Source organism: Streptomyces sp. NPDC007863 (assembly GCF_040633895.1).
GTDB lineage: Bacteria > Actinomycetota > Actinomycetes > Streptomycetales > Streptomycetaceae > Streptomyces.
The window spans coordinates 90,775-114,663 of sequence record NZ_JBEYEI010000021.1 but is presented as its reverse complement, the minus strand read 5'-3'; the positions used below and the strand labels follow the sequence as shown (position 1 = coordinate 114,663).

Sequence of the window (23,889 nt, the reverse complement as noted above, 5' to 3'; positions counted from 1 at the left end):
TGTCGTCACTCCGTGGCGATCGCGTCGAGCTGTGCCCGCAGGTACCGGTGGGACTCGATGCCGTGGATCGTGGTGCCGGGGGTGCACTCGTAGAAGTACACCAGCGACATCAGCTCCTCGTCGGGCGCGTCGGCCGGCGGCGGCAGCACCCGGTGCCGTCCGGACCGCCACCGCCCGCCCGTCCAGCTCGCCATCAGATCGCCGATGTTGACGGTGAAGGCGGCCGGGTCGTACGGCGCGTCCTGCCAGCCGCCGGCGTCGGTGAAGAGCTGCAGCCCGCCCTTGCCCCGCTGCCGGTCGAGGACGGTGACGGTCCCGAAGTCGGTGTGCGGCCCGATCCGGAACTGCCCCGGCTCCGGGGCGCCGGTCCGCTCCTGCCCCGGGTACCAGTTGATGTTGAACCCGAAGGTGGGGTGCCCGGTGTGCCGCGTGAAGAAGTCCCGCTCCTCGCCGAGCGCCACCCCGAGCAGGTCGAGCACCCGGTCCGACAGCGCCTTCATCTGCGCGAGATACGTCTCCACCAGCGGCTTCAGCTCCGGCACCTCGGCGGGCCAGAGGTTCGGCAGGAACCACTCGGCGTCCACGGCGGGGTCGCCGGTCGGCTCCTCGGCGGCGAAGGACAGCGACTCCTTCAGGTCGGGCGGGGTGGCGGTCCCCTCCGCGTACCCGTTCGCCTCCGCGCCCGGTCCGAGCCACCCCCGCCCGCCGACCCGCACGGCGTACGGCTCCTTGACGGCGGCCGGCAGGTGGAAGAACGCCCGGGCGCTCTCACGGATCTCCTGTCGCAGCCCCGGATCGACCCCGTGCCCACCGACCAGCAGGAACCCGGCCTCGCGCAGCGCCCGGTCGACGGCGGGGAGCTGCGGCGCGGGGTCGCGGGAGAGGTCGATGACGGGCAGCCGGGCTTCACTCATGACCGATGTCCTCGTTCCACAGGGCGGGGTGGGCGGCGATGAAGGTACGCATCAGCTCGGCGCAGCCGGGATCGTCGAGCACGAGGACCTCGACCCCGTGCGCGGCGAGCCACTCCTGCCCGCCGCGGAAGGTCCGGTCCTCCCCGACGACCACCCGGGAGATCCCGAACTGCCGCACCAGCCCGGAGCAGTACCAGCACGGCGAGAGCGTCGTGACCATCGTCGTCCCCCGGTACGAGCGCTGCCGCCCGGCGTCCCGGAACGCGGCGGTCTCGGCGTGCGCGGACGGGTCCCCGTCCTGCACCCGCCGGTTGTGCCCCCGCCCGAGCAGCTCCCCGCCGGCCCCGAAGAGCGCGGCCCCGATCGGCACCCCGCCCTCGTCCCGCCCCGCACGGGCCTCGTCGAGGGCGACGGCGAGCCACCGGCGGGCCTGGTCCTGGTCCATGCGGGGAGCCTTCCCCGGCGAGGCGCCCGGATCACCTGGGATGGCGGTGACCCCGGCGGCGGGTGTGACGTAGGAGCCCTTGCCGGGCACGGTGTAGACCAGCCCGTGCTCGGCGAGCTGGCGCATGGCACGACGGGCGGTCAGCACGGCGATGCCGTACTCCTCGGCGAGGCGGGTCGGTGCGGGAACCATGCGGTCGGGCGCGTACTCCCCGGCCGCGATCTTCGCTGCGATCACGTCAGCCAGCTGCATGTACAGCGGGCGTCCCGACTGCGGGTCAAGGCTCATGCGTCAACACTAGATAGTCATACAAAGTCACGTTCGGATGGATCTAGCTACGTCACTATGTAGCAATGTGTAGCGCGGACTATCGTGAGGCGCACGTACAAGACCCCGGCGACCGTCCTACCGGCCCCGGGGCATGGCCACCAACTACCAACGGAGTTGATGACGTGCGGAACCTTATCGCGCACACCCTGATCCCCTTCCTCCCTCTCCTTCTCTGGACGCTCACGCCGGCGGCGCAACGGCGGCGTCGGTGGACGTTGTGGCTGGCCACGGTCGGTGTCGACGTCGACCGCCGCAACATCCACGCCGGGGGCGCCCGATGAGCCGCTGCGGGGCCCGGCGGTCCGTGTACGCCGTCGCGGAGGTGGTCCGGCCCGTGTGGGGCGGGTCCGTCTGCGTCCTCGACGTGGGCCACGACGGCCTGCACCGCGACCGCGCGGGCGACGGCTGGTGGGTGACCCCTGAGGTCGCCGACGCGGTGAGCGTCTCCCTCCTGGCCCGCGCCCTGGCGCCGGAGCCCGAGCCCGAGCCCGAGTTCCGCTCCCCGCGCTGCATCGTCGGCCGCCACGACCGCTGCCGCGACCACGCACCCCGCGACAGCGGCGTACCGGGCGTGCGGTACCTCGTGTGCGGGTGCGCCTGCCATGCCGGCGGCCAGGTATGAGCGGCGGCTCGCTCCGGCTGGATACGCTGGCCGGGGCACCCTTTCTGGAGGACATGGTGACGACACAGGCCGACCACGCCGGAGAACTCATCCCGCGCCCCGAGCAGACTCCCGCCGCGCTGCGGGCAGCCCTCGCCGTCGTCGCTCCCGAGCGGTTGCCCGAGATGGACGCCAGCCAGCGTACGGCCGTCACGGAGGCCATCGAGCAGAGCGGCATCGCACCCCTGCGGATGTTCCTGATCGAGTGGGCCGCCGTCATTGAGATTGAGCGTTTCCCGGACACCGCGCGTGAACTGCGCCGCGCCGAGTACCTGGCGCAGATCGCCGAGGACCCGGAGGAGAGCCGCCGTCACGTACGGGCCGCGGGGGACATCATCCGAGCCGCGCACAGGGCGGTGGGTGGGTGAGCTGGAGGTGGGAGTACGACCCCAGCGAGGAGCAGGTCATCGGGGGAGCGCCGCCGGCCTTCGTCGCCGAGGTGGAGGGGCGGGCGGACGAGCTGGTGAGGGCGGCGGAAGCCCTCTACCTCGATGGCTCCCTGTTCCAGGGTGGGAACCCCCGGAGCGAACACGTGCGGGTCACCGGTGGGATGTTCGTCTTCCTTCTCGTCCCACGCCATGAGTGCGGTTACGTCCTCCAGGTGACCTGCCTCTGACAGCCGTCGGCGGGTGTCCCGGGCCTGGTGTTCCCGCTCCTCTTCCCGCCTCACGGTTTCAGTGCCCGTCGAGCCGCGTTGACGATGGTGTGGGCTTCCGGCCCGTACGCGGCCGACTCCCGCAGCGTCTTCCAGACCTTCCGGTACAAGGCGAGGTTGTCGGCGTCGTCCAGCCACAACTCGGCGTGCCAGTCCTCCGCGACGACCAGGCGGTCGCCCAGGATCCAGAAGCCGTTGGCGGGGACGATCTTCACTGGTGCCGAGAGGGGGACGACGCCCAGCTCGACCGTGTCCATCCCGATCACCCCGGCGAGCCGGTCGAGCTGGCTCACCAGCACCGACGGCGGGCAGATCAGTGACCGCAGGGCAGCTTCCCACACCAGTACGCGCAGCTTGTGCCCCGGCTGGTACAGCCACTCCTGGCGCTGCGTCCGGGAGCGTACGGCGTCCTCGACGCCCTTCGTCACCTCCAGTAGATCCGCGTAGCGCTGGACGACGTGTCGCGCGTATTCGGGGGTCTGCAACAGACCTGGGACGACCGCCTCCTCCCATACCCAGATGTCGGAGGAGCGGTTGATCTCGGCGGTCAGTCCCTCGTGCATCGGCCGGAAGCCGTTGGCCAGCGCCCTGCGCCACGACCTGATCTCGGTTTCGAAACCGGCCAGCCGGGCTGCCAGTTCGGGGTACGCCTCCGGCTGCGCGGTCGCGTCGGCCCACGCCCTCACGTCCTCGGGGGTCGCCGTCTGTTTCCCGTTCTCCAGCTTGCTGACCTTGGATCCCTGCCAGCCGAGCCGCTGGGCGAGCTGCTGACCGGTGAGCCGGCCGGCAGGACAGGTGAAGCGGAGTTCGCGAAGTCGCGCCCCCAACGCTTCCCGGGCCCGCTGGTAGTCGGTGCTCACCGGTCACCCGTCACTCGGCCTCAGCCACCTGCTCGGCGAACCGGTCGTACGGCACAGCGTGGTGCGTGGCCGCGTCGCGGGCGACGCAGTACCGGACGACCTCCGCCGGCTCGGTGATCAACTCGATGCCGAGCATGTTGTCATCGTCGTCGAAGTGCAGGAGAGCCACGATCCGGGAGTCGAAGATCCAGAAGTCCTCGGCGGGCAGGGCGGCGGTCTTCTCGCGCCACAGGTAGCGGATGTCCTCGCCGGAAGCCGCGTTGTGCCGGGAGTAGTAGAGCAGAAACGACTGCTCTGGGGTCGGCGGGTTGTCGGCGATCCTGACGCGGCCGACCGTTTTGCCCGCGTCCACCTGAGCACGGATGTTGGCGAACCAGGGCTCGGTGAGGTCACAGGGGCACGCGCCCGTGGCCAGGAATTCCTGGTAGTCGGGGTCCTGCCGGTCCGACGCGTAGCCGCGCCGTGTCTCCAGGCGCCAGGCGGTGTGCTCGAAGGTCTCGAAGAGGCGCCGGAACGTGTCCCGATCGACCATTTCTGGCACGCGTTTCATCTCCTTGGGGCCCCAGTTCACGAGGAGCTCGCGCGGTACGGCCACCGCCGCCTCGTCCGGTCCGAAGTGCTGGAGCTGAGCGAGGTCCGCCGGGTCGGTGACCGGTGTGCCCTGGACGATGACGTCGCCGGTTCCCTCGTCCACGTGCAGGGCGGGGCAACCGTCGACCTTGCTGTCGGTACCGGTGAAGCGCAACTGGCGTGCCATGAACGCTCTCCCTTCCAGGGTGTTGAACCCCAGCATGGTCGGTGGGCCTGGCTCGGTTCTAGCAGGTCAGCGGTACTCCGCGAGAAAAGTCCAGCAAACTCGGTGACCTGACCGGCAAATCCGAGAAAGCTACCTGGCTCGCCCCAACTCCCCCTTTCTAGCGTCAGGTTCATGGAAAAGCGCCAGACGACCATGAGCGACCCGGTCCATCTCACCCTGCCCTCCCCGGACCCCGACCCGGAGCCCGTCGACGGCTGCGCCGGCTGCGTCGAGCTCGCGAACGTGCGGGACCGGGCACGTGTCGTCGGGGACCTCACCACCGTGACCGACTGCAACGTCCTGCTGCGGCGGCATCCCGAGGGGCACTCGTGATCACCGCCCGCCACATCGGCGGGCGCGTCCGGGACGGCGCAGGGAGAGTCGGCATCCTGCGGGACGTCATCGTCGACTACGAGGACCCCGCCGAGCTGCCCGGTCGGCGCCGGAAGCGGCCCACTGCGTTCCTGTGGCCCGAGGCCGGGGGTGGAAGGGAGTGGATGGTCCCCCTGGACTCGGTGGTGCCGGAGACGTAGGGCTCCGTCTCCCCGCCCACGCCTCACGCCATGGCGTCCGCCGCCTCCTCCTCGTACGCGAACAGCGCCGGCGGGGCGTCGTTCTCGAAGAAGGTCTTCGCCCGGATCAGGGCCTGCTCGTCGGCTCGGATGCGGCCGGGGCGGGAGGCGGTGCCCAGGAGGACGCCGCCGAAGCGCATGCGCAGGTAGGCGGCCGAGTTGTGGAGGGCGGTGGTGAGGCCGTCCGCGACGACGTGGTGCTCGTGGGACAGGGCCGTGACGCCCCACAGGGTGCGGCCCGCCATGCGCTGCTTGAAGTCGGAGTCCGGGAGGTTCAGCCAGCCCGACCAGTAGTCCAGGTAGCGCTTGGTCTGGGCGGAGAGGGTGTACCAGTACAGGGGCGAGACGATGACGATGTCCGTGGCCTCCCGGGTGGCCTTCAGGAGGTCCGCCTCGACTTCGCCCATCTGGTGGGCGGCGGTCTCGTGGCGGCCGTCCTGGAAGTCGGGGAGGTCGAGGCGGTTCAGGTCCACCCAGCGCTGCGGAATTCCGGCCGGCAGGTGGGCGGCCGCTTCGCGGGCCAGGATCTCCGAGTTGCCGTCGGCGCGGGAGCTGCCGAGGACGAAGAGGAACGAACGGTCCTGGGCGGGGGTCGCGTCGGGGGACATGGGGTGCTCCTGTCTCGTGGGTGCGCACGGGCGGGCGTGCTTCCCCGACAACTAGTCGTCGTGCGCGGGTATTCCGCTTTCGCCGAGCGAATCCCTCCCGGGCCCCATCGGATCCGCCGATGGGGCCCATCGGCAGGACGCCCCAGCGGCCCGTGGACCCGTGCCGGGCCCCGTCCGTAGCGTCGGCGGCATGAGAAACGAGACCAGGGGAACCCTCGAACTGACCCTCGCCATGGTGCTGTCGGGCACGCTCGGCGTCTTCGTCGTGGAGTCGGGCGCCTCGCCCTTCGAGGTCGTGTTCTTCCGGTGCCTCTTCGGGGCGGTCGCGCTCGGCCTCTACAGCCTGGCGCGGGGCTACTTCACCGGGCACGGCTTCACCGCGCGGTCCTTCGGACTCGCCCTCCTCGGCGGGGTGTTCATCGTCTTCAACTGGGTGTTCCTGTTCGAGGCCTACGCCGCCTCGTCCATCTCGCTCGCCACCGTCGTCTACCACACGCAGCCGTTCTTCCTCGTGCTGCTCAGCGCCTTCTTCCTGCGGGAGCGGATCCCCGCCGGGAAGGTGGCGTGGCTCGCCGTCGCCTTCGCCGGGCTCGTCCTCGTCTCCGGCGTGCGGCCGGGGGACACCGCCTCCCTCAAGGGGCTCGGGTACGCGCTCGCCGCCGCCGTGCTGTACGCGCTCGCCACCTTCGTGACCAAGCGGATCGGCGGCGTACGGCCGCATCTGATCGCCCTCGTGCAGGTGGTGGCCGGGGTGCCGCTGCTGCTGCCGTTCGCCGACTTCGGGGCGGTCGCCGGGCTCGGCGCCGGGTGGGGGTGGCTGGCCGGGCTCGGCATCGTTCACACCGGGCTGATGTACGTCCTCATGTACGCCGCCTACGCCAAGCTGCCCACCCCGAAGATCGCCGTGCTCGCCTTCACCTACCCGGCCGTCGCGATGGTCGTCGACTGGGCGGTGTACGGGCACCACATCGGGCTCGTGCAGGCGCTCGGCGTCCCGCTGATCGTCCTCGCCAGCCTGAAGGTCACTCTCGCGCGAGCCGCCGCGCCTGCTCCACGAACAGCCGCACGTGCGCCGGAAGCCGCTTCCCCCGCCGCCACGCGAGCTGCGTGAAGAGCGTGAACGGCGGCTCCCAGCCCAGCGCCGCCAGCGCCCCGGACGCCAGTTCCTCCTGGACGGTGATCCGGGGCAGCAGCGCGATCCCGAGCCCGGACGCCACCGCCCGCTTGCTCGCCTCGATCGTGCCGAATTCGAGGAACTCCGGCCGCGAGGGCCCCGACGCGCCCGCCAGCTCCGCCTCGAAGAGGTCGCGGTAGGCGCAGCCCGGCTCGGTGCCCACCAGGGCGGTGCCCGCGAGATCGGCCGCGGCCAGTCCCGTACGGCCCGCGAGGGCGTGGCCCGGGGCGGCCACCAGGGCCAGCGGCTCCGGCGCCAGGACCTCCGTCTCCAGGCCGTCGTGCTCGGTCTCCGCCTCCATGAGGAAGCCCAGGTCGTACGTGCCCTGCCGCAGCGCCTGCCGCGTCGCGTCGCCGAGCGTGGGCCGCAGGGCCAGGCGGACGGCCGGGTACCGGTGGTGGACGTACTCCAGGAGCGGCGGGAGCCGGTAGGTGGTGAGGGACTCCATGGTCCCGATGGTGATCGTCCCGGCGGCCTCCCCGGCGGCGACCGCGGCCCGCGCCTCCTCGGCGAGCTCGGCCATGCGGCGCGCGTACGGCAGCAGCCGCTCGCCGGCCCCGGTCAGCCGGATCCGGCCGCCGAGCCGCTCGAACAGCTCGGTGCCGAGCGCCGTCTCCAACGCCTTGACCTGCGAGGTCACGCTCGACTGGGCGTAGCCGAGCTCGGCGGCGGCGCGGGTGAAGGAGAGGACTTCGGCGACCTTCTCGAAGGTGGAGAGGAGTCGCAGTTCCATCAGCTCTCCTTGTCGTCGCCCTCTTCGCGGCGCTTCAGCTCGTCCTCGCGGCGGCGCAGGTCCGCCTCCCAGTCCTCGAACAGGGCGTCGTCCCGCTCCTTCTGCTCCGCGGCCTTCTCGTCGGAGAGGGACTTCAGGAATTCGGGGTTGTCGTCCGGCGCCACCCAGCCGCCGCGGCCGCCGCGCCCGCCGCCGGCCGTGGTCCGCCGGGCCTTGCCCGCGAAGATCCACACGATCGGGCCGACGATCCAGAACAGCAGGATGATGATCACCCAGACCACCTTGGGCAGGTGCTTGACCTCGTCCTCGGGGGTGTTCAGACAGTCGATGAAGGCATAGATCGTCAACGCCAGCGGCAGGATGAACATCAGTGCCCTGAGCATGTGGAGCAGCCCCCTGGAAGCGGTGGCGGGGGCGCGTCGAGTCGGCCCCGGTGACAAGTCCAGCGTAGCCGGTGACCGATACTTGCCCGTATGGCTTACGACGATCTCCGCTCGCTGCTCAGGGCCCTGGAGCGCGAAGGCGACCTCAAGCGCATCAAGGCCGAAGTCGACCCGTACCTGGAGGTCGGGGAGATCGTCGACCGCGTGAACAAGGCGGGAGGCCCGGCGCTGCTCTTCGAGAACGTGAAGGGCTCCGCCATGCCGCTCGCGATGAACGTGTTCGGCACGGACCGGCGGCTCCTCAAGGCCCTCGGCCTGACGTCGTACGAGGAGATCAGCGAGAAGATCGGCGGGCTGCTCAAGCCGGAGCTGCCGCACGGCTTCGTCGGCGTCCGGGAGGCCTTCGGCAAGCTGGGCTCGATGGTCCACGTGCCGCCGAAGAAGGTGAAGGACGCTCCTGTCCAGGAGGTCGTTCTGACCGGGGACGACGTCGACCTCGACCTCCTTCCCGCGCTCTTCACCTGGCCCAAGGACGGCGGCTCCTTCTTCAACCTGGGCCTCACCCACACCAAGCACCCCGAGACCGGCGTGCGGAACCTGGGCCTGTACCGGCTCCAGCGGCACGACAAGCGCACCATCGGCATGCACTGGCAGATCCACAAGGACAGCCGGAACCACTACGCGGTCGCCGCCGAGCGCGGCGAGCGGCTGCCGGTCGCGATCGCCTTCGGCTGCCCGCCGGCCGTCACGTACGCCTCCACCGCCCCGCTGCCCGGCGACATCGACGAGTACCTCTTCGCCGGCTTCGTGCAGGGCAAGCGGATCGAGATGGTCGACTGCAAGACCGTGCCGCTCCAGGTCCCGGCGAACGCCGAGGTCGTGATCGAGGGCTGGCTGGAGCCGGGCGAGATGCTGCCGGAGGGGCCGTTCGGCGACCACACCGGCTTCTACACCCCGCAGGAACCGTTCCCCGCGCTGAAGATCGACTGCGTCACCATGCGGAAGCGTCCGCTGCTCCAGTCGATCGTGGTCGGCCGGCCGCCGACGGAGGACGGGCCCCTCGGCCGGGCGACGGAGCGGTTCTTCCTGCCGCTCCTCAAGATCATCGTGCCGGACATCGTCGACTACCACCTGCCGGAGTCGGGCGGCTTCCACAACTGCGCGATCGTCTCGATCGACAAGAAGTACCCGAAGCACGCGCAGAAGGTCATGCACGCCATCTGGGGTGCCCACATGATGTCGCTGACCAAGCTGATCATCGTGGTCGACAAGGACTGCGACGTGCACGACCTGCACGAGGTGTCCTGGCGGGCCCTCGGGAACACCGACTACGCCCGCGACCTGACCGTCGTCGAAGGCCCGGTCGACCACCTCGACCACGCCTCCTACCAGCAGTTCTGGGGTGGCAAGGCGGGCATCGACGCCACGAAGAAGCTGCCGGAGGAGGGCTACACCCGGGACGGCGGCTGGCCGGACATGGTGGAGTCGGACCCGGCGACATCGGCCCTCGTGGACCGCCGCTGGAAGGAGTACGGGCTGTGATGGCGACCGCCGCCGTCCCCGGCGCGCAGCCGGGACGTACGAAGGCCTTCCTGCGGCTCGTGATGATCGAGCACTCGGTCTTCGCGCTGCCCTTCGCCTACATCGCCTCGCTCACCGCGATGTTCCAGCTGGACCGGAAGGTCCACTGGTGGACGCTCTTCCTGGTCACGGTGTGCATGGTGGGGCTGCGGACCTTCGCCATGGCCTGCAACCGGATCATCGACCGCGAGATCGACGCGCGTAATCCGCGCACCGCCCAGCGCGAGCTGGTGACGGGCGCGGTGTCGGTGCGGTCCGCGTGGACCGGGGCCGGGATCGCGGTCGTCGTCTTCCTCGGCGCCGCCGCGCTGCTCAACCCGCTCTGTCTGGCGCTGGCGCCGCTGGCCGTCATCCCGATGGTCGTCTACCCGTACGGCAAGCGGTTCACGAACTTCCCGCACGCGATCCTCGGCCTCGCGCAGGCGATCGGCCCGATCGGCGCCTGGCTCGCGGTGACCGGCGAGTGGTCGTGGGACGCGGTCGTCCTGGGCCTCGCGGTCGGCATCTGGATCGGCGGCTTCGACCTGATCTTCGCCTGTCAGGACGTGCAGGCGGACCGGGCGCACGGCGTGATGTCGGTGCCGGCCCGCTTCGGCATCCCGGCGGCGCTGTGGGGCGCCCGCGCCTCCGCCGTCGTCACCACGGGGCTGCTCGTCTGGTACGCGCTGGCCACGGACGCGGGCCTGTTCTTCTGGGCCGGCCTGGTGATCGTGGTGGCGGCCTTCTGCTACGAGCACTCCATCGTGAAGCCGCACGACCTGTCCCGGCTGAACCGCGCCTTCTTCACGACCAACGGCTTCATCGGCATCAGCCTCTTCGTCTGCGCCCTCCTCGACCTGCTGGTCCGCGGGCTCACCCTCTAGGCTCGGCGCCATGGACGACGGCAAGCGCACCCCGTGGGTCGTGGGGATTTCCGGGGCGTCGGGGACGCCGTACGCGGCTTCCGTGCTGCGGGGGCTGCTCGCGGCGGGGGAGAGCGTCGACCTGATCGTCTCGCGGGCCTCGCGGCTGACGCTGCTCGACGAGACGGGGATCGGCTTCCGGGACGCGCACTGGCGCGAGGACCTGGCGACGTGGCTGGCGCGGGGCGCGGACGGGAAGCCGGACGCGTACGGCGACGTGGACGTCGGCGACGTGCGGTACTGGGCGGCGGGCGACCTGGCGGCGGGGCCGTCCTCGGGGTCGTACCCGGCGAAGGGGATGCTGATCGTGCCGGCCTCGACCGCCGCGGTGGCGGGAGTGGCGCTCGGTCTGTCGAAGGACCTCTTGCAGCGGGTGGCGAGCGTGACGCTCAAGGAGCGGCGTCCGCTGGTCGTCGCGGTGCGGGAGACCCCGCTGAGCGGTCAGACGCTGAAGCAGATGGTGGCGCTGGACGAGGCGGGCGCCGTGGTGCTGCCCGCCTCTCCGGCGTTCTACGCGGGGGCGACGCACATCCAGGATCTGGTGGACTTCGTCGCCGGGCGGGTGCTCGACGCGGCAGGGGTGCCGCACGGTCTTTACCGCCGGTGGCGGGGGGAACTCGGAGGCGGAGCTCCGGGGGTTCCCCGTGCCGGTTAGCGCTTCTTCGCGGCCTTCTTCACGGCCCGCTTCGAAGCGGTGGTGGGCTGGTGGGCACGCGAGCGGTTGGCCAGGTCCTGCAGCTCGCGCATTCGGGCGTAGGCCATCTCGATCGTGTACACGGTGTTCTCACTCCTGAAAGATCGTCGTTGATCCGTCTTTGATCCACTGAAATTTCGCAGATCCACTGAAAGATTCGCAGGGTGTTGGCCCTGCATGCCTTAGATTCTACACCTAAACTTGCGGTATCGCTGGACAATGGAAGGTCGTATACCTATGGACGCCGTGGACAGGCAGCTCATCCAGGCCCTGCGCGAGAACGGCCGCGCCTCGTACGCCGAGCTGGGCCGGCTCGTCGGGCTCTCCGGCCCCTCCGTCACCGACCGGATCAACCGCCTGGAGGCGGCCGGGGTCATCACCGGCTACCGCGCCACCGTCGACGCCGCCTCGCTCGGCCTCGGCGTGACCGCCCTCATCGGCATCTCCCTCTCCGACGCCGCCGACCACGAGGACGTGGCCCGCCGGCTCAAGGACCTCGCCGAGATCGAGGACTGCTGGTTCATCGCCGGCGACGACTCCTTCATGCTCAAGGTCCGCGCCAACGACGTCGACGGACTGGAGAAGACCATCCGCCGCCTCTCCGGCACCAAGGGCGTGTCGAGGACCCGGACGACGATCGTGCTCTCCACCAAGTGGGAGAACCGGGTCGGGGACCTGCCCGAAGAGGCCTGAGAGTACGGTGGGTGAAGCCTGATTTCGTCGGATACATGGGAGGCGGCCGCATGGACGCGGGGCTCAAGCGTGAGCTGGAGCAGAAGGTGCTCGCCGGGGAGCGGCTGAGCCGTGAGGACGGCATCGCCCTCTACGACTCCGACGACCTCGCCTGGCTCGGCGGGCTGGCCCACGAGGTCAGGACCCGCAAGAACGGCGACGTGGTCCACTTCAATGTCAACCGGCATCTGAACATGACCAACGTCTGCACCGCCTCCTGCGCCTACTGCTCCTTCCAGCGCAAGCCGGGCGAGAAGGACGCGTACACGATGCGCATCGAGGAGGCCGTCCGCCTCGCCAAGGCGATGGAGAGCGATAACCTCACCGAGCTCCACATCGTCAACGGGCTCCACCCCAACCTGCCCTGGCGGTACTACCCCCGGTCGCTGAGCGAGCTGAAGAAGGCGCTGCCGAACGTCTCCCTCAAGGCCTTCACCGCCACCGAGATCCACCACTTCGAGACCATCTCGGGCATGTCGGCCTCCGACATCCTCGACGAGCTCATCGAGGCGGGCCTGGAGTCGCTGACCGGCGGCGGCGCCGAGATCTTCGACTGGGAGGTCCGGCAGCACATCGTGGACCACCGCACCCACTGGGAGGACTGGTCCCGGATCCACCGGCTCGCCCACTCCAAGGGCCTGAAGACCCCCTCGACGATGCTCTACGGGCACATCGAGGAGCCGCGCCACCGCGTCGACCACGTGCTGCGGCTGCGGGAGCTCCAGGACGAGACCGGCGGCTTCCAGGTCTTCATCCCGCTGCGCTACCAGCACGACTTCGTGGACATGCAGGACGGCAAGGTCCGCAACAAGCTGCAGGCGCGCACGACGATGGCGACCGGCGCGGAGGCCCTGAAGACCTTCGCGGTCTCCCGGCTGCTCTTCGACAACGTGCCGCACGTCAAGGTCTTCTGGGTCATGCACGGCGTGCAGACCGCGCAGCTGGCGCTCCAGCACGGCGCGGACGACATGGACGGCTCGGTGGTCGAGTACAAGATCACGCACGACGCCGACAACTACGGCACGCCGAACAAGCTCACCCGCGACGACCTGCTGGAGCTGATCCGCGACGCCGGCTTCCGGCCGGTCGAGCGCAACACCCGGTACGAGATCATCCGCGAGTACCCGGGCCCGGACGAGGGGCGCCGGGAGTCGCCGCAGCCGATGCGGGTCTGACGTCCCGAGCGCGAGGAACGGCCCGGCGGGGATCCCCCGCCGGGCCGTTCCGCGTCATGCCGTCGTGTGCTCCACCGGGATCCACAGCTCCGCCGCGGCCGTCTTCCAGTCCTCCGCCGGGCGGACCGAGAGGATCTCGGGGCCGGGGCGGCTGACGTACGGGTTCGAGGGGAACCACTCGGTGAAGACGTCCCGCCAGAGGTGCTGGAGCGCCTGCGGGTAGGGACCCTCGCTCTCGAAGACGGCCCAGGTGCCGGCGGGGACGTGGAGGCTCTCGTACTCCTCCGGCCGCTCCGGCCCCCCGCGCTCCTCCGGTCCGGTGATCGCGCCGTACCAGTGGTCGAGCTCCACGCCCTCCTCACGGCTGTCGGCGAGGTGGACGACGGCGGAGACGAGCCCGGCGGGCGCCCCGGCCGAGAGGGCGGCGAGCCGGTCCAGGGTCTCCCGGCCGAGCCCCCGGATCTGCGCGGCGATCGCCGGGTTCTCGCCCTCGTGGACGAGCGGGACGCGGGCCCTGCTGCCCGTGATCCGGAAGGCGCCCCTGGCCTCGGTGCGGTACCTCATGCTGCTGTTCCCTTCGACGACGAGGCGGAAGGACATGCGCGGCTGGGCGGTGAGCGCGGCGCCCGCGCGGCGGGCCTCGCCGGGCCCGATGCCGTGGACGGCGCGGAACGCGCGGGCGAAGGCCTCCCCGGAGCCGTAGCCGTACCGGACGGCGATCTCCAGGAGCGTCCGCTCCCCGGCGAGCACCTCGGCGCCGGCGACGGTGAGCCGCCTGCGCCGCACGTACTCCGACAGCGGCATCCCCGCGAGGGCGGAGAAGAGCCGCCGGAGGTGGTACTCGGACGTCGCGGCGATCCGGGCCAGCTCGGCCGGGTCGAGGTCGCCGTCGAGGCGCTCCTCGATGCGGTCGAGGGCCTGGTTCAGTCCCTCCAGCAAAGTCCCTCCAGCACGGCCTGTCCTTCCTGCTTCCTGTGGTCCCCACCGTAGGAACGGGGTGCGGGGCCTGACCCGACAATCGGTGCCCGATCGGGTCGGGTCGGCCGGTCAGGTCAGGGGCAGCAGCATGACGATGTCGTCGCGGTCGTCGCCCGGGGCGACGCGGATGGCGCCGGGGACGCGCCCGACCTCCTTGTACCCGGCCCGGGCGTAGAAGGAGTCGACGCCGGTGCCGCCCCGGCAGGTGAGCCGGATCGCCTCGATCGCCTCGAAGCCGGGGGCGGTGCGGGCGGTGCGCTCGGCGGCCGCCATGAGGTCGAGACCGTACCCCTTGCCCTGGTGCTTCGGGTGGACCATCACCGTGTACAGCCACACCCAGTGGGTCATCAGGCGGTGGGTGTTGAACGTGAAGAAGGCGGTGGCGGCGACCTCCCCGTCCTCGTCCCGCCCGACCAGGAGCCGGGTGGTGCCCTGGACCATGGCGGCGAGGTGCGTGCGGAGGGCGGGGCGGATCTCCTCGGCGGTGACGGGCGGGACGAAGCCGACGGCGCCGCCCGCGTTGGAGACGTCGGCCCAGAGGGCGAGGACGCCGTCGGTCAGGGACTGGTCGACGGCCGGATCGGCCTCAAAGGTAAGGGTCATGATCGCATTTTATCTATTACCCCCTCCGGTCCTCAAGAGGCTTCCGCCCCTCGGACGCCCCGCCCGCCGGAGGCGGGCGTACCGGCCCCCGCCTCCGGCGGACGTGCCTCCCCGTGCTTCACTGGGGGACGCTCGTCCCGTAATGGGAAGGTTCGGCACCCCGGAATCCCGGATCCTCGGAACCTCGGAACGAAAGAGTGGGTCATGCTCCGCTACTCGCTGATGCGGCTCGGCATCTTCGCCGGGTGTTTCCTCGCCCTGTGGGGCCTCGTCTACGTCGGCGCGCTCCCGCGCGGCCTCGGCGACTCCAACCTCCTGTGGGTCCTGCTCCTCTCCATCGTCGTCTCGGCCCCCCTGAGCTTCGTCCTGCTCCGCAAGCAGCGTGACGACCTGAGCGCCGACATCGTCGAGAAGGTCGACCGCGCCAAGGGCCGCCTCCACGAGAACCGCACCCGCGAGGACGCGCTCTAAGCAGCCCGCCCCGCCCGCGCGGCCGTGCCCCGTCGCGGCCGCGGCGGGCGGAATTCCGGCCGGTTCGAGGCGCGCGCCCTCCCCGTTCGGGGCGCGACCGTTCCCGATTCCGTCGGCTGTTCCTCCTTCCTTGGATGGAGCTCCAGGTCCGGCGTCCCCGCGACGCGATCCTGACCTCGGGTCAGCTGGGCGGCACCGCTGACGGCGGACGCTCTTTCTCCGGTGTGCCGCGCCACAGGGCCGGGCCGACGTTGTCCGCCGCCGTGGTCCAGGCGACGCCCGTGACGGGCTGGATGTGGGCGATGCGCAGGAGTCGGCCGCCGTGCCGCTCGTGCGCGATCGCCGTCAGCACGCCCTCGCCACCGCTCGCGATGTCGCGCACCCTTTGGTGCAGGAGTGGGTGATCCTCCCCGCCTTCACCGTCCGGGCCGCTCATCGCTCCGACTCTTCCCAGGCGGCGAACCATCGGTCGAGGAACTCTCGCCATCCGGCCTCGGAGCGGGCCCGGAGGGCCGGGCTCAGGCCCGTCGTAGGGTCACTGGCAACAGTGAGAGCTGGAGGTAGGAACATGGCGGGCGATGCGTGGATCAGTGAGACCGCGCCGTACCTGGCCCCGCGTGAGCCCGGCCGGAGTGACGCGTGGACCGAGGAGGCGGCCCGTCGCGGGCGCCGGGGTGGGCAGCGGCTGCTCCACGCGGGCGAGGTCGAGGCGCCCGACGCCGTCCGTGCCGCGTGGGGACTGCCCGCCGGTGAGCGGGTGGTCGTCAGGCGTCGGCTGATCCTGCTGGACGACCGGCCCGTGGAGCTGGCCGACTCCTACTACCCGCTCTCCGTCGCCGGTGGCACACCCTTGGCCGCGCCGCGCAAGGTGCCCGGCGGTGCCGTCACGCTGCTCAAGGAGCTGGGGTACGTCGGTTCCGACGTCGTCGAGGACGTGAGTGCGGGCCTGGCCACCGGGGAGGAGCGCGAGCATCTCGGTCTGGCCGAGTCGAGCGCCGTACTCCGGCTGCTGCGGCTGACGCGGACCGCCGACGGGACGCCCGTGGAGGCGGCCCTGATGGTCATGCCGGACGGCAGGCACCTCACGTACCGGCTCGGGAAGGGGGGCGCGTGATGGCGAGGGAGTTCGCGGACCCGAGGTCGCCGCATCAGAAGATCGCGGCGGAGCTCCGGCGGCTGATCACCCGGGGCGACCTGCCGCCCGGCAGCAAGCTGGGCTCGACGGCCGAGCTGATGGAGCGGTACGGCGGCGTGGCCAACACGACCGTCCAGAAGGCCCTCCAGATGCTGAAGGCCGAAGGGCTCCTCGAAGGGCTGCCGGGCAAGGGCGTGTACGTGCGGCAGCACGTGCAGCAGTCCGTCGAGCCGATCGCCTACATGCGGCCGGCCGGGCCGGGGGAGCCGTACCCGTGGGTGTCCGAGGCCGCGAAGCGGCAGCGGTCCGGTCGCATCCGGCTCCTCGACGTCGAGGTCGTCGTCCCGCCGCGGGAGGTGGCCGAGGCGCTGCGGCTGGAGGACGGCGAGCGTGCCGTGCTGCGCAGGCAGCTCCTCCTCCTGGACGGGGAGCCGACGGAGCTCACGCGGTCGTACTACCCGCTGGGCGTCGTCGAAGGCACGGCCGTACTGGAGAAGCGGCTCATCCGGGGCGGTACGCCCGCGCTGCTCGCTTCGATGGGCTTTCCTCCGCGTGAGTTCGTGGACGAGCTGTCGTCCGAGATCCCGACCGAGGAGGAGGTCGTGGCGCTGGAGCTGCCGAAGGACATGCCCGTCCTGGTCGCCTTCCGGGTCGTCTTCTCCGACGGCGGGCGTCCGATCGAGGTCACGCTGATGACGAAGGCGGCGCACCGGTACCGGATGCGGTATCGGCTGCCCGTGCCGGAAGGCGAGATGTAGGGGCCGCGTAAGGTTCCTCACAGATCGCGCACCCCTGGTGTGAGCTGGATGGCTCTCACCAGGGGTGTTTGTGTTTCGGGCCGGAGTGGCCGGTTCCTTGTCTCAAAGAAGGGCTTTGAGGTTCTCAAAGTTCAAGTGTTAACGTATCGGCCATGACGACAGCAGAGCGCCTCCTTCACGCCGCGGGTACCCCGCTCGTGGCGCGCCTGCACGTCGATCTCTGCCGCTGTATGTCCGCGGCCTGTTGTCGCCGCGAGTCCTGAGGCCCCGGCCTCCCCGGCAGCATGCAGCGGCGCCCCGCGCGAGAGCGCGAGAGAGTGCCGCACCCCCCCTTCCGTATTCCCCGATACGCATCAGTGGAGTGTGTCCGTGTCCGCGTCCGCGTCCGCCACCGAGGCCAAGCCCTCGTCCCGGATACCCAAGGTCCCCTTCTGGGCCCAGATCGTCGCCGGTCTCGTCCTCGGCGTCCTGCTCGGCTGGATCGCCCGGAGCCAGGACGTCGCCTGGCTGAAGGAGACCCTGATCCAGGTCGGCGGCATCTTCGTCCAGCTGCTGAAGCTGGCCGTCGCCCCGCTCGTGTTCTTCGCGATCCTCGTCTCGATCACCAACCTCCGGAAGGTCAACAACGCGGCCCGCCTCGCCGCCCAGACCCTCCTCTGGTTCATGATCACCTCGCTCGTCGCGGTCGCCATCGGCATCACGATCGGCCTGGTCACCAACCCCGGCGCCGGCACCGGCCTCACCCCCGCCGACGGCAAGGCCCCCGAGGGCCAGGGCAGCTGGATCGACTTCCTCACCGGCATCATCCCGACGGACGTCATCACGCCCTTCACCGAGCTGAACGTCCTCCAGATCGTCTTCATGGCCGCCGTCGCCGGCATCGCCGCCCTCCAGCTCGGCGAGAAGGCCCAGCCGATCCTCTCCCTCTCCGAGTCGATCCTGGAGCTGCTCCAGAAGGCCCTGTGGTGGGTCATCCGCCTCGCCCCGATCGGCACCGCCGGCCTCATCGGCAAGGCGATCGTCAACTACGGCTGGGACCTCCTCGGCAAGTACGCGACCTTCACCGCCGACGTCTACATCGGCTGCGCCCTGGTCCTCTTCGGCGTCTACCCGCTGCTCCTCGCGACCGTCGCCAAGGTGAACCCGGTCCAGTTCTTCAAGGGCGCCTGGCCCGCCATCCAGCTGGCCTTCGTCTCCCGCTCCTCGGTCGGCACCATGCCGGTCACCCAGCGCGTCACCGAGCGCCTCGGCGTCCCGAAGGAGTACGCCTCCTTCGCCGTCCCGTTCGGCGCCACCACCAAGATGGACGGCTGCGCCGCGATCTACCCGGCGCTCGCCGCGATCTTCATCGCGCAGATCTTCGACGTCCAGCTGGGCATCAAGGAATACCTGCTCATCGCCTTCGTCTCGGTGATCGGCTCCGCCGCCACCGCCGGCCTCACCGGCGCCACGGTCATGCTGACGCTGACCCTCTCCACCCTGGGCCTCCCGCTGGAGGGCGTCGGTCTGCTCATGGCGATCGACCCGATCCTCGACATGATCCGGACCGCCACCAACGTCGCCGGCCAGGCGCTCGTCCCGGTGATCGTCTCCGCCCGCGAGAAGATCCTCGACCTCACCGCGTACGAGAACGCCTCGTCGTCCCCGATCGACGGCCCCGAGGGCGCCCGCGAGGCCGCCCCGGAGAAGGTCGCGGTCGCTGCCTGACCCCGTCCCCCGACGCCTGCGTGCCCCTCGCCCCCGTCCGGGCGGGGGGCACGTAGGCTTTCGCGGGCGACTCGGTAATCGATCTTGGAAGCGGGGCGGAGGAGACGCGTGGCGGGGACCAGGAGGCTGCCTCGGGCCGTGCGCGAGCGGCAGATGATGGACGCCGCCGTGGCGTGCTTCGCGCGGCAGGGGTACCAGGCGGCCTCGATGGACGAGATCGCCGAACTGGCGGGCGTGTCCAAGCCGCTCGTCTACCTGTACCTGAACTCCAAGGAGGAGCTCTTCACCGCCTGCATCCGGCGGGAGGCCCAGGCGCTGCTCGCGGCCGTCGCCGAGGCCGTCGCCGACGCGTCCGCGCCGCCGGACGAGCGGCTGTGGGCGGGACTCCTCGCCTTCTTCGGGCACGCCGCCGACCACCCCGACGCGTGGGCCGTGCTCAGCCGGCACGCGCGCACCCAGGGCGAGCCCTTCGCGACCGAGGCGGCGCGGATGCGGGAGGAGATCGCCGCCTTCGTGACCGGGCTGATCGACGGGGCCGCGCGGGCCGCGCACGGGCCGGTCGAGATCGGCGAGCGCGACGTGGCGGCGCTGGCGCAGGCGCTGGTGGGATCCGCCGAGTCGCTGGCGACCTGGGCCAACGAGACGCCGGGGGTGACGGCGCGGGAGGCGGCGGCCACCCTGATGAACTTCGCCTGGTCCGGGCTCGGAAACCTCATGAAAAACGAGCGCTGGTCTCCCCGTTGAGCCTTACCGCGCAGTAAGGTTACCGGCTAGTCATACCCGGGTCCCCGGACCCCGCACGGCCCGCACTTCTGCTCCACGACGTACGACCTTCGTTCATCGCGCAGACCGAGGAGCCGCCCGTGTCGACCGAGCTCGCCTTCCTCCGCGTCGACGGACGGGTACGGGAGGTGTCCGCGCCCGCGCTCGTGCCCCGGGTCGAGCGCGGTTCGCTCGCCGACCTGCCGTACGACAACGCCCGGCAGGAACCCGACGCCGTCGTCTTCTCCCGGAAGGACGGGGAGGGGAACTGGCGGGACGTCACCGCCGCCCGCTTCGCCGCCGACGTGCACTCCGTCGCCAAGGGGCTCATCGCCCACGGGCTGCGCCCCGGCGACCGGCTCGCCCTGATGGCGCGTACCACCTACGAGTGGACGCTGCTCGACTTCGCCGCCTGGGCCGCCGGACTCGTCACCGTCCCCGTCTACCCCACCTCCTCCGCCTTCCAGACCCGCTGGATCCTCCAGGACTCCGGCGCCGTCGCCTGCGTCGTCGAGGACGCCGGGCAGGCGCGGCTCGTCTCCGCCGAACGGCGCCGGCTGCCCGGCCTCAGCCACCTCTGGGTCCTCGACGCGGGGGCCGTCGAGCAGCTGCGGCAGGCCGGGGCGCGGGTCCCGGACGAGACGGTGACGGCCCGGCGCGGGCTGCTCACCCCGGACGCCCTCGCCACCCTCGTCTACACCTCCGGCACCACCGGCCGGCCCAAGGGCTGCGCCCTCACCCACGCCAACTTCTTCGCCGAGGTCGACAACGCGGTCAGGCTCCTCCACCCGGTCTTCGCCCCCGAGGGCGGCGAGCCGCCGTCCACCCTGCTCTTCCTGCCGCTCTCGCACGTCTTCGGGCGGATGGTGGCGGTGGGCTGCGTCCGGGCACGGGTACGCGTCGGGCACGCGCCGTCCGTGGAGGGCGAGGACCTCCTCGACGACCTGGCCGCCTTCCGCCCGACGTTCCTCCTCGCGATCCCGTACGTGATGGAGAAGGTCTACAACCGGGCCCGGGCCATCGCCGAGCGCTCCGGGAAGGGCGCCGCCTTCGACCGGGCCGCGCGGGCCGCCCGCCGCTTCGGGCAGACCGAGGCGCCCTCGCTCTCGGTACGGGCGGCGCGCGCCCTGTACGACCCGCTGGTCTACCGCCGGATCCGGGCGGCGCTCGGCGGGCGCGTGCGGTACGTGATCTGCGGCGGCTCGCCGCTGGGCGTGCGGCTCGCGGAGTTCTTCCGGGGCGCGGGCGTCGAGGTCTTCGAGGGGTACGGCCTGACGGAGACGACGGCCGCGTCGACCGTCACCCCGCCGCTCGCGCCGCGCACCGGCACCGTCGGGCTGCCGCTGCCCGGCACGGGGGTGCGGATCGCCGACGACGGGGAGGTGTGGCTGCGCGGCCCGCACGTCTTCGCCGGGTACTGGGACGCGCAGCGCGGCACCGCCGTCCCGTACACCGACGAGGGCTGGTTCCCGACCGGCGACCTCGGCTCGCTCGACGAGGACGGCTACCTCACCATCACCGGCCGCAAGAAGGACCTCCTCATCACCTCGGCCGGCAAGAACGTCGCCCCGGCGCCGCTGGAGGACTGGCTGCGCGCCCACCCGCTGGTCGCCCAGTGCATGGTGGTCGGCGACAACCGCCCGTACGTCTCCGCGCTGATCACCCTCGACCACGAGGGGCTCGCCCACTGGCGGCGGATGCGGCAGAAGGACCACCTGGCGCTGTGGGAGCTGACGCGGGACGCGGAGCTGCTCGCGGTGGTGCAGAAGGCGGTCGACGACGCCAACCGGCTCGTGTCCCGGGCCGAGTCCATCCGCGCCTTCCGCGTCCTGACCACCGAGTTCTCCGAGACCTCCGGCCATCTCACGCCCTCGCTGAAGCTCCGCAGGCGGGCGGTGCTGCGGGACTTCGCGCGGGAGATCGAGGAGATGTACGGGCCCGGGAGCGGGCACGGGCCGGAGGACGCGTAGGGGCGCCCCGCCAGGGGACGCCCGGGGCCGCGCTCACACCGTCAGGGGCACCTCGTGGATCTCGTCGGCCGCGTGGCCGGTCCGCTGGTGGATCCGCTGCACGGCGTCGGCGGAGGGGCCCGTCGACAGGCAGTAGACGGTGCCGGACTGGGGGTCCGCCCACGCCTTCTGGAAGTGGACCCCTTCCTCCTTCTCGATGGCGAGGTCGGCGCGGTGGGCTTCGAGGAGCTGGTCCTCCGTGATCCCGACCATGCCGCGGTGCACGTCCATGTAGGTGGCCATGGTTCATACCTCCCTTTCCATGGTGCGCCCTCAGGGCCAGAGCAGCTCCTTGGCCCAGCCGGAGGGGGCGCCGGGGTCGCGGCGGTAGCGGAGGCGGAGGTGGCGGCGGCGGGCGTCGCCCTGGAAGAACTCGACCTCGGCGGGTTCGACGACGTACAGGGTCCAGGTGGGGGCGTCGGCGTCCGGCTCGGCCTCGGCGCGGCGCCAGGCCGCGTCGCTCGCCGCGGCGAGGGTCTCGGGGGAGTCGAGGGGTTCGCTCTGGCGGCCGGTGAGGGCGGCGGCGAGGGCGCCGGTGGTGCGGGCGTGCAGGTCCGCGTACGCCTCCTCGCGGCTCGCCGTGGCGACGCGGCCCCGGACGCGGACCTGGCGGGCCCGCACCGGCCAGTAGAAGCCCAGCGCGGCCTCCGGGTTGGCGGCCAGCTGCCGGCCCTTCGCGCTGGTCGCGTGGGAGGCGAAGTGCCAGCCGCGGTCGTCGGCGTCGTGCAGCATCACGGTGCGGACGTCGGGGCGGCCGTCCGCGCCGGCCGTCGCGAGGGAGGGCGTGTGCGGTTCGCTCTGGCCGGCGTCGACGGCGTCGAGGAACCAGGAGTGGAAGAGGGCGAGGGGGGCGGCGGGGGCGGTGCCCGGGTCGAACGCGGGCAGCTCGCCGTCCCAGACCCGCAGCGAACGCAGGGCGTGATGGAAGTCGCTCATGCGCCGAGCGTAGGGCGCGGCGCCTTTCCGCGGCGCGGCGGCGCGGCGCGGTGGTGGGTCAGGCGCGGGTCAGGATGAGGGTGGCGGCGGAGCAGAACCAGCCGCCGGTGGCGGAGGCGAGGGCCAGTTCGGGGAGGGAGCCGTCGGCGCGGCGGACCTGGAGGCCGGGTGCCTCGCCCCGGAGCTGGCGGACGGCCTCGACCAGGAGGAAGAGGCCCCGCATGCCGGGGTGGCACGCGGACAGGCCGCCGCCGTCGGTGTTGACCGGGACCGCGGACTTGTCCGTGACGTACGCCCCGCCCTCGCCCTTCGCGCAGAAGCCGAGGTCCTCCAGCGTCACCAGCGTCATGTAGGTGAAGGCGTCGTAGACCTCGGCGACGTCGATGTCCGCGGGCGTCACCCCGGCCCGCTCGAAGGCGAGGCGGCCGCTGACCGCCGCCGGCGAGACCGTGAAGTCCTCCCACTCGGACATCGTCGTGTGCGAGACGTGTTCCCCGGTGCCGAGGATCCAGACGGGCGGCTTCGCCAGGTCCCGCGCGTACTCCTCGGCGACGAGCAGCACCGCGCACCCCCCGTCGCTGCGGATGCAGCAGTGGAGCTTGGTGAAGGGGTCGGCGATCATCGGGCCGTCGAGGACCTCGTCGACGGTGATCGGGGTGCGGAACATCGCCTCCGGGTTCAGCGCCGCGTTCGCCCGCGCCCGGACCGCGACCTCGGCGAGCTGCTCCAGGGTGGTGCCGTACTCGTGCATGTGGCGGCGCGCGGCCATCGCGTACTTGGCGACGAGGGTGTGGCCGTACGGCGCCTCGAACTGCAGCGGCCCGCGGGCGCCGAAGGAGAGGTTCGAGGTGCGGCGCCGGGCCCTGATGTCGGCGCGCGCGGTGGAGCCGTACACGAGCAGGACCGCCTTGGCGTGCCCCGCGGCGATCGCGTCGGCGGCGTGGGCGGCCATGACCTCCCAGGTGGCGCCGCCGACCGTGGTGGAGTCCACCCAGGTGGGGCGCAGGCCCAGGTATTCGGCGACCTCCACGGGGGCGAGCGTGCCGAGCCCGGCGGAGGCGAGGCCGTCGACGAGGGAGCGGTCGAGTCCGCTGTCGGCGAGGGCGCGCCGGGCGGCCTGGGCGTGGAGCGCGTAGGGGGTGGCCTCGTCGACCCGGCCGCAGTCGGAGAGCGCGACGCCGGCGACGGCGACCCGGCGCCGGCCGGGGCGGGCGGTACGCGGGGAAGCGGTGGCGGTAGCGAGGGAGGTCATGAATCTGACGGTACATCAGATATCTGCGATCCGGGCCCCGCCGGTATGGCAACCCACCTTCCT

At 71.6% G+C, this 23,889-nt stretch carries 31 protein-coding genes and 1 pseudogene; 17 read left to right on the top strand and 15 right to left on the bottom strand.

Annotated features, from left to right (window positions below):
- Positions 1-5: 5 nt before the first annotated feature.
- From ABZ621_RS29745 to ABZ621_RS29735, 3 genes and pseudogenes are all read right to left on the bottom strand, one after another.
- Entirely contained in the window at positions 6-914 is a 909-nt protein-coding gene (locus ABZ621_RS29745) for a 2-oxoglutarate and iron-dependent oxygenase domain-containing protein (RefSeq protein WP_360609518.1), read from the bottom strand.
- Positions 907-1,359 (bottom strand): nucleoside deaminase, encoded by a 453-nt coding sequence (locus tag ABZ621_RS29740; protein ID WP_360609569.1) that lies wholly within the window; start codon positions 1,357-1,359, stop codon positions 907-909. The genes ABZ621_RS29745 and ABZ621_RS29740 overlap by 8 nt, the downstream gene beginning before the upstream one ends.
- Positions 1,360-1,437: 78 nt before the next feature.
- Positions 1,438-1,611: pseudogene (locus ABZ621_RS29735) on the bottom strand (winged helix-turn-helix domain-containing protein); the annotation flags it as partial.
- Positions 1,612-1,966: 355 nt separating this feature from the next.
- Between ABZ621_RS29735 and ABZ621_RS29730 the strand changes: the two are divergent.
- From ABZ621_RS29730 to ABZ621_RS29720, 3 genes are read left to right on the top strand one after another with little or no spacing between them, the layout of a single operon-like run.
- The gene (locus ABZ621_RS29730) at positions 1,967-2,311 is read left to right on the top strand and encodes a hypothetical protein (RefSeq protein WP_360609517.1); all 345 of its coding nucleotides are present in this window, start codon (positions 1,967-1,969) and stop codon (positions 2,309-2,311) included.
- 53 nt (positions 2,312-2,364) lie between these two features.
- On the top strand, positions 2,365-2,718 hold the full coding sequence (locus ABZ621_RS29725) for a hypothetical protein (RefSeq protein WP_360609516.1): 354 nt from the start codon (positions 2,365-2,367) through the stop codon (positions 2,716-2,718).
- The gene (locus tag ABZ621_RS29720) at positions 2,715-2,966 is read left to right on the top strand and encodes a hypothetical protein (protein ID WP_360609515.1); all 252 of its coding nucleotides are present in this window, start codon (positions 2,715-2,717) and stop codon (positions 2,964-2,966) included. Before ABZ621_RS29725 ends, ABZ621_RS29720 begins: the two co-directional genes overlap by 4 nt.
- Before the next feature lie 50 nt (positions 2,967-3,016).
- Here the strand turns inward: ABZ621_RS29720 and ABZ621_RS29715 are convergent, their stop codons facing one another.
- Positions 3,017-3,865 (bottom strand): helix-turn-helix transcriptional regulator, encoded by an 849-nt coding sequence (locus tag ABZ621_RS29715; RefSeq protein ID WP_360609514.1) that lies wholly within the window; start codon positions 3,863-3,865, stop codon positions 3,017-3,019.
- Between the two features lie 10 nt (positions 3,866-3,875).
- Entirely contained in the window at positions 3,876-4,622 is a 747-nt protein-coding gene (locus ABZ621_RS29710) for a DUF6879 family protein (RefSeq protein ID WP_360609513.1), read from the bottom strand.
- Between the two features lie 192 nt (positions 4,623-4,814).
- On the opposite strand from ABZ621_RS29710, the gene ABZ621_RS29705 reads away from it, so the two are divergent.
- Positions 4,815-4,994, top strand: a complete 180-nt coding sequence (locus ABZ621_RS29705) for a hypothetical protein (RefSeq protein ID WP_360609568.1) — start codon at positions 4,815-4,817, stop codon at positions 4,992-4,994.
- Positions 4,991-5,194 (top strand): hypothetical protein, encoded by a 204-nt coding sequence (locus tag ABZ621_RS29700; protein ID WP_360609512.1) that lies wholly within the window; start codon positions 4,991-4,993, stop codon positions 5,192-5,194. The genes ABZ621_RS29705 and ABZ621_RS29700 overlap by 4 nt, the downstream gene beginning before the upstream one ends.
- 23 nt (positions 5,195-5,217) lie before the next feature.
- Here the strand turns inward: ABZ621_RS29700 and ABZ621_RS29695 are convergent, their stop codons facing one another.
- Positions 5,218-5,841, bottom strand: a complete 624-nt coding sequence (locus ABZ621_RS29695) for an NAD(P)H-dependent oxidoreductase (RefSeq protein ID WP_360609511.1) — start codon at positions 5,839-5,841, stop codon at positions 5,218-5,220.
- A gap of 190 nt (positions 5,842-6,031) precedes the next feature.
- Here ABZ621_RS29695 and ABZ621_RS29690 point away from each other — a divergent pair, with 190 nt between their 5' ends.
- Positions 6,032-6,952 (top strand): DMT family transporter, encoded by a 921-nt coding sequence (locus tag ABZ621_RS29690; protein WP_360609510.1) that lies wholly within the window; start codon positions 6,032-6,034, stop codon positions 6,950-6,952.
- On the opposite strand, the gene ABZ621_RS29685 is transcribed toward ABZ621_RS29690, so the two are convergent.
- Together ABZ621_RS29685 and ABZ621_RS29680 are read right to left on the bottom strand one after the other, a co-directional pair.
- Positions 6,864-7,748 (bottom strand): LysR family transcriptional regulator, encoded by an 885-nt coding sequence (locus tag ABZ621_RS29685; RefSeq protein WP_360609509.1) that lies wholly within the window; start codon positions 7,746-7,748, stop codon positions 6,864-6,866. The two genes, ABZ621_RS29690 and ABZ621_RS29685, sit on opposite strands and share 89 nt — an antisense overlap.
- Positions 7,748-8,131, bottom strand: coding sequence for a PLD nuclease N-terminal domain-containing protein (locus ABZ621_RS29680; RefSeq protein WP_360609508.1), 384 nt, complete (start codon positions 8,129-8,131; stop codon positions 7,748-7,750). Before ABZ621_RS29680 ends, ABZ621_RS29685 begins: the two co-directional genes overlap by 1 nt.
- A gap of 90 nt (positions 8,132-8,221) precedes the next feature.
- On the opposite strand from ABZ621_RS29680, the gene ABZ621_RS29675 reads away from it, so the two are divergent.
- The 3 genes from ABZ621_RS29675 to ABZ621_RS29665 are packed head-to-tail and all read left to right on the top strand — an operon-like array spanning position 8,222 to position 11,269.
- On the top strand, positions 8,222-9,673 hold the full coding sequence (locus ABZ621_RS29675; protein ID WP_360609507.1) for a menaquinone biosynthesis decarboxylase: 1,452 nt from the start codon (positions 8,222-8,224) through the stop codon (positions 9,671-9,673).
- Positions 9,673-10,575: a menaquinone biosynthesis prenyltransferase MqnP gene (gene mqnP / locus ABZ621_RS29670; protein ID WP_360609506.1), complete on the top strand. Its 903-nt coding sequence runs from the start codon at positions 9,673-9,675 to the stop codon at positions 10,573-10,575. The genes ABZ621_RS29675 and mqnP overlap by 1 nt, the downstream gene beginning before the upstream one ends.
- Positions 10,576-10,585: 10 nt before the next feature.
- A complete protein-coding gene (locus ABZ621_RS29665; RefSeq protein WP_360609505.1) occupies positions 10,586-11,269 on the top strand; it encodes a UbiX family flavin prenyltransferase in 684 nt (227 codons plus the stop codon).
- Here ABZ621_RS29665 and ABZ621_RS29660 read toward each other — a convergent pair.
- Entirely contained in the window at positions 11,266-11,391 is a 126-nt protein-coding gene (locus ABZ621_RS29660; protein ID WP_360609572.1) for a hypothetical protein, read from the bottom strand. The genes ABZ621_RS29665 and ABZ621_RS29660 overlap by 4 nt on opposite strands.
- 154 nt (positions 11,392-11,545) lie before the next feature.
- On the opposite strand from ABZ621_RS29660, the gene ABZ621_RS29655 reads away from it, so the two are divergent.
- Complete coding sequence (locus ABZ621_RS29655) at positions 11,546-12,001, top strand: Lrp/AsnC family transcriptional regulator (RefSeq protein WP_128976305.1); 456 nt, start codon at positions 11,546-11,548, stop codon at positions 11,999-12,001.
- Between the two features lie 50 nt (positions 12,002-12,051).
- Complete coding sequence (mqnE, locus tag ABZ621_RS29650) at positions 12,052-13,215, top strand: aminofutalosine synthase MqnE (RefSeq protein WP_360609567.1); 1,164 nt, start codon at positions 12,052-12,054, stop codon at positions 13,213-13,215.
- 54 nt (positions 13,216-13,269) lie between these two features.
- Here mqnE and ABZ621_RS29645 read toward each other — a convergent pair whose 3' ends face one another.
- A complete protein-coding gene (locus ABZ621_RS29645; RefSeq protein ID WP_360609504.1) occupies positions 13,270-14,154 on the bottom strand; it encodes a helix-turn-helix domain-containing protein in 885 nt (294 codons plus the stop codon).
- 108 nt (positions 14,155-14,262) lie between these two features.
- Positions 14,263-14,796 carry a GNAT family N-acetyltransferase gene (locus ABZ621_RS29640; protein ID WP_360609503.1) on the bottom strand — a complete coding sequence of 178 codons (534 nt, stop codon included), beginning with the start codon at positions 14,794-14,796 and terminating at the stop codon, positions 14,263-14,265.
- 204 nt (positions 14,797-15,000) lie between these two features.
- Here ABZ621_RS29640 and ABZ621_RS29635 point away from each other — a divergent pair, with 204 nt between their 5' ends.
- Positions 15,001-15,267: a DUF4229 domain-containing protein gene (locus tag ABZ621_RS29635; protein WP_360609502.1), complete on the top strand. Its 267-nt coding sequence runs from the start codon at positions 15,001-15,003 to the stop codon at positions 15,265-15,267.
- 181 nt (positions 15,268-15,448) lie between these two features.
- Here the strand turns inward: ABZ621_RS29635 and ABZ621_RS29630 are convergent, their stop codons facing one another.
- On the bottom strand, positions 15,449-15,703 hold the full coding sequence (locus ABZ621_RS29630) for a hypothetical protein (protein ID WP_360609501.1): 255 nt from the start codon (positions 15,701-15,703) through the stop codon (positions 15,449-15,451).
- 132 nt (positions 15,704-15,835) lie between these two features.
- Here ABZ621_RS29630 and ABZ621_RS29625 point away from each other — a divergent pair, with 132 nt between their 5' ends.
- The 5 genes from ABZ621_RS29625 to ABZ621_RS29605 all read left to right on the top strand — a co-directional run bounded on the left by ABZ621_RS29625 (position 15,836) and on the right by ABZ621_RS29605 (position 21,599).
- On the top strand, positions 15,836-16,381 hold the full coding sequence (locus ABZ621_RS29625) for a UTRA domain-containing protein (protein ID WP_360609500.1): 546 nt from the start codon (positions 15,836-15,838) through the stop codon (positions 16,379-16,381).
- Complete coding sequence (locus ABZ621_RS29620; RefSeq protein WP_360609499.1) at positions 16,381-17,160, top strand: GntR family transcriptional regulator; 780 nt, start codon at positions 16,381-16,383, stop codon at positions 17,158-17,160. Before ABZ621_RS29625 ends, ABZ621_RS29620 begins: the two co-directional genes overlap by 1 nt.
- 369 nt (positions 17,161-17,529) lie before the next feature.
- The gene (locus tag ABZ621_RS29615) at positions 17,530-18,867 is read left to right on the top strand and encodes a dicarboxylate/amino acid:cation symporter (protein ID WP_360609498.1); all 1,338 of its coding nucleotides are present in this window, start codon (positions 17,530-17,532) and stop codon (positions 18,865-18,867) included.
- A 126-nt stretch (positions 18,868-18,993) separates the two neighbouring features.
- On the top strand, positions 18,994-19,611 hold the full coding sequence (locus tag ABZ621_RS29610) for a TetR/AcrR family transcriptional regulator (RefSeq protein WP_360609566.1): 618 nt from the start codon (positions 18,994-18,996) through the stop codon (positions 19,609-19,611).
- 119 nt (positions 19,612-19,730) lie between these two features.
- Entirely contained in the window at positions 19,731-21,599 is a 1,869-nt protein-coding gene (locus tag ABZ621_RS29605) for an AMP-dependent synthetase/ligase (RefSeq protein ID WP_360609497.1), read from the top strand.
- Between the two features lie 33 nt (positions 21,600-21,632).
- Here the strand turns inward: ABZ621_RS29605 and ABZ621_RS29600 are convergent, their stop codons facing one another.
- From ABZ621_RS29600 to ABZ621_RS29590, 3 genes are read right to left on the bottom strand one after another with little or no spacing between them, the layout of a single operon-like run.
- On the bottom strand, positions 21,633-21,881 hold the full coding sequence (locus tag ABZ621_RS29600) for an SCO4226 family nickel-binding protein (RefSeq protein WP_360609496.1): 249 nt from the start codon (positions 21,879-21,881) through the stop codon (positions 21,633-21,635).
- A 30-nt stretch (positions 21,882-21,911) separates the two neighbouring features.
- The gene (locus tag ABZ621_RS29595; RefSeq protein ID WP_360609495.1) at positions 21,912-22,574 is read right to left on the bottom strand and encodes a pyridoxal 5'-phosphate synthase; all 663 of its coding nucleotides are present in this window, start codon (positions 22,572-22,574) and stop codon (positions 21,912-21,914) included.
- 58 nt (positions 22,575-22,632) lie between these two features.
- The gene (locus ABZ621_RS29590; protein WP_360609494.1) at positions 22,633-23,826 is read right to left on the bottom strand and encodes an acetyl-CoA acetyltransferase; all 1,194 of its coding nucleotides are present in this window, start codon (positions 23,824-23,826) and stop codon (positions 22,633-22,635) included.
- Positions 23,827-23,889: the final 63 nt, after the last annotated feature.

What these genes read in the sequence shown, in the direction of transcription:
- mqnP (WP_360609506.1), top strand. Translation starts at nt 9,673, where the DNA reads ATGGCGACCGCCGCCGTCCCCGGCGCGCAGCCGGGACGTACGAAGGCC.
- ABZ621_RS29640 (WP_360609503.1), bottom strand. Translation starts at nt 14,796, where the DNA reads ATGACCCTTACCTTTGAGGCCGATCCGGCCGTCGACCAGTCCCTGACC.
- ABZ621_RS29635 (WP_360609502.1), top strand. Translation starts at nt 15,001, where the DNA reads ATGCTCCGCTACTCGCTGATGCGGCTCGGCATCTTCGCCGGGTGTTTC.
- ABZ621_RS29630 (WP_360609501.1), bottom strand. Translation starts at nt 15,703, where the DNA reads ATGAGCGGCCCGGACGGTGAAGGCGGGGAGGATCACCCACTCCTGCAC.
- ABZ621_RS29595 (WP_360609495.1), bottom strand. Translation starts at nt 22,574, where the DNA reads ATGAGCGACTTCCATCACGCCCTGCGTTCGCTGCGGGTCTGGGACGGC.
- ABZ621_RS29710 (WP_360609513.1), bottom strand. Translation starts at nt 4,622, where the DNA reads ATGGCACGCCAGTTGCGCTTCACCGGTACCGACAGCAAGGTCGACGGT.
- ABZ621_RS29705 (WP_360609568.1), top strand. Translation starts at nt 4,815, where the DNA reads ATGAGCGACCCGGTCCATCTCACCCTGCCCTCCCCGGACCCCGACCCG.
- ABZ621_RS29620 (WP_360609499.1), top strand. Translation starts at nt 16,381, where the DNA reads ATGGCGAGGGAGTTCGCGGACCCGAGGTCGCCGCATCAGAAGATCGCG.
- ABZ621_RS29680 (WP_360609508.1), bottom strand. Translation starts at nt 8,131, where the DNA reads ATGCTCAGGGCACTGATGTTCATCCTGCCGCTGGCGTTGACGATCTAT.
- mqnE (WP_360609567.1), top strand. Translation starts at nt 12,052, where the DNA reads ATGGACGCGGGGCTCAAGCGTGAGCTGGAGCAGAAGGTGCTCGCCGGG.
- ABZ621_RS29665 (WP_360609505.1), top strand. Translation starts at nt 10,586, where the DNA reads ATGGACGACGGCAAGCGCACCCCGTGGGTCGTGGGGATTTCCGGGGCG.
- ABZ621_RS29590 (WP_360609494.1), bottom strand. Translation starts at nt 23,826, where the DNA reads ATGACCTCCCTCGCTACCGCCACCGCTTCCCCGCGTACCGCCCGCCCC.
- ABZ621_RS29675 (WP_360609507.1), top strand. Translation starts at nt 8,222, where the DNA reads ATGGCTTACGACGATCTCCGCTCGCTGCTCAGGGCCCTGGAGCGCGAA.
- ABZ621_RS29625 (WP_360609500.1), top strand. Translation starts at nt 15,836, where the DNA reads ATGGCGGGCGATGCGTGGATCAGTGAGACCGCGCCGTACCTGGCCCCG.
- ABZ621_RS29730 (WP_360609517.1), top strand. Translation starts at nt 1,967, where the DNA reads ATGAGCCGCTGCGGGGCCCGGCGGTCCGTGTACGCCGTCGCGGAGGTG.
- ABZ621_RS29600 (WP_360609496.1), bottom strand. Translation starts at nt 21,881, where the DNA reads ATGGCCACCTACATGGACGTGCACCGCGGCATGGTCGGGATCACGGAG.
- ABZ621_RS29690 (WP_360609510.1), top strand. Translation starts at nt 6,032, where the DNA reads ATGAGAAACGAGACCAGGGGAACCCTCGAACTGACCCTCGCCATGGTG.
- ABZ621_RS29745 (WP_360609518.1), bottom strand. Translation starts at nt 914, where the DNA reads ATGAGTGAAGCCCGGCTGCCCGTCATCGACCTCTCCCGCGACCCCGCG.
- ABZ621_RS29725 (WP_360609516.1), top strand. Translation starts at nt 2,365, where the DNA reads ATGGTGACGACACAGGCCGACCACGCCGGAGAACTCATCCCGCGCCCC.
- ABZ621_RS29740 (WP_360609569.1), bottom strand. Translation starts at nt 1,359, where the DNA reads ATGGACCAGGACCAGGCCCGCCGGTGGCTCGCCGTCGCCCTCGACGAG.
- ABZ621_RS29655 (WP_128976305.1), top strand. Translation starts at nt 11,546, where the DNA reads ATGGACGCCGTGGACAGGCAGCTCATCCAGGCCCTGCGCGAGAACGGC.
- ABZ621_RS29685 (WP_360609509.1), bottom strand. Translation starts at nt 7,748, where the DNA reads ATGGAACTGCGACTCCTCTCCACCTTCGAGAAGGTCGCCGAAGTCCTC.
- ABZ621_RS29695 (WP_360609511.1), bottom strand. Translation starts at nt 5,841, where the DNA reads ATGTCCCCCGACGCGACCCCCGCCCAGGACCGTTCGTTCCTCTTCGTC.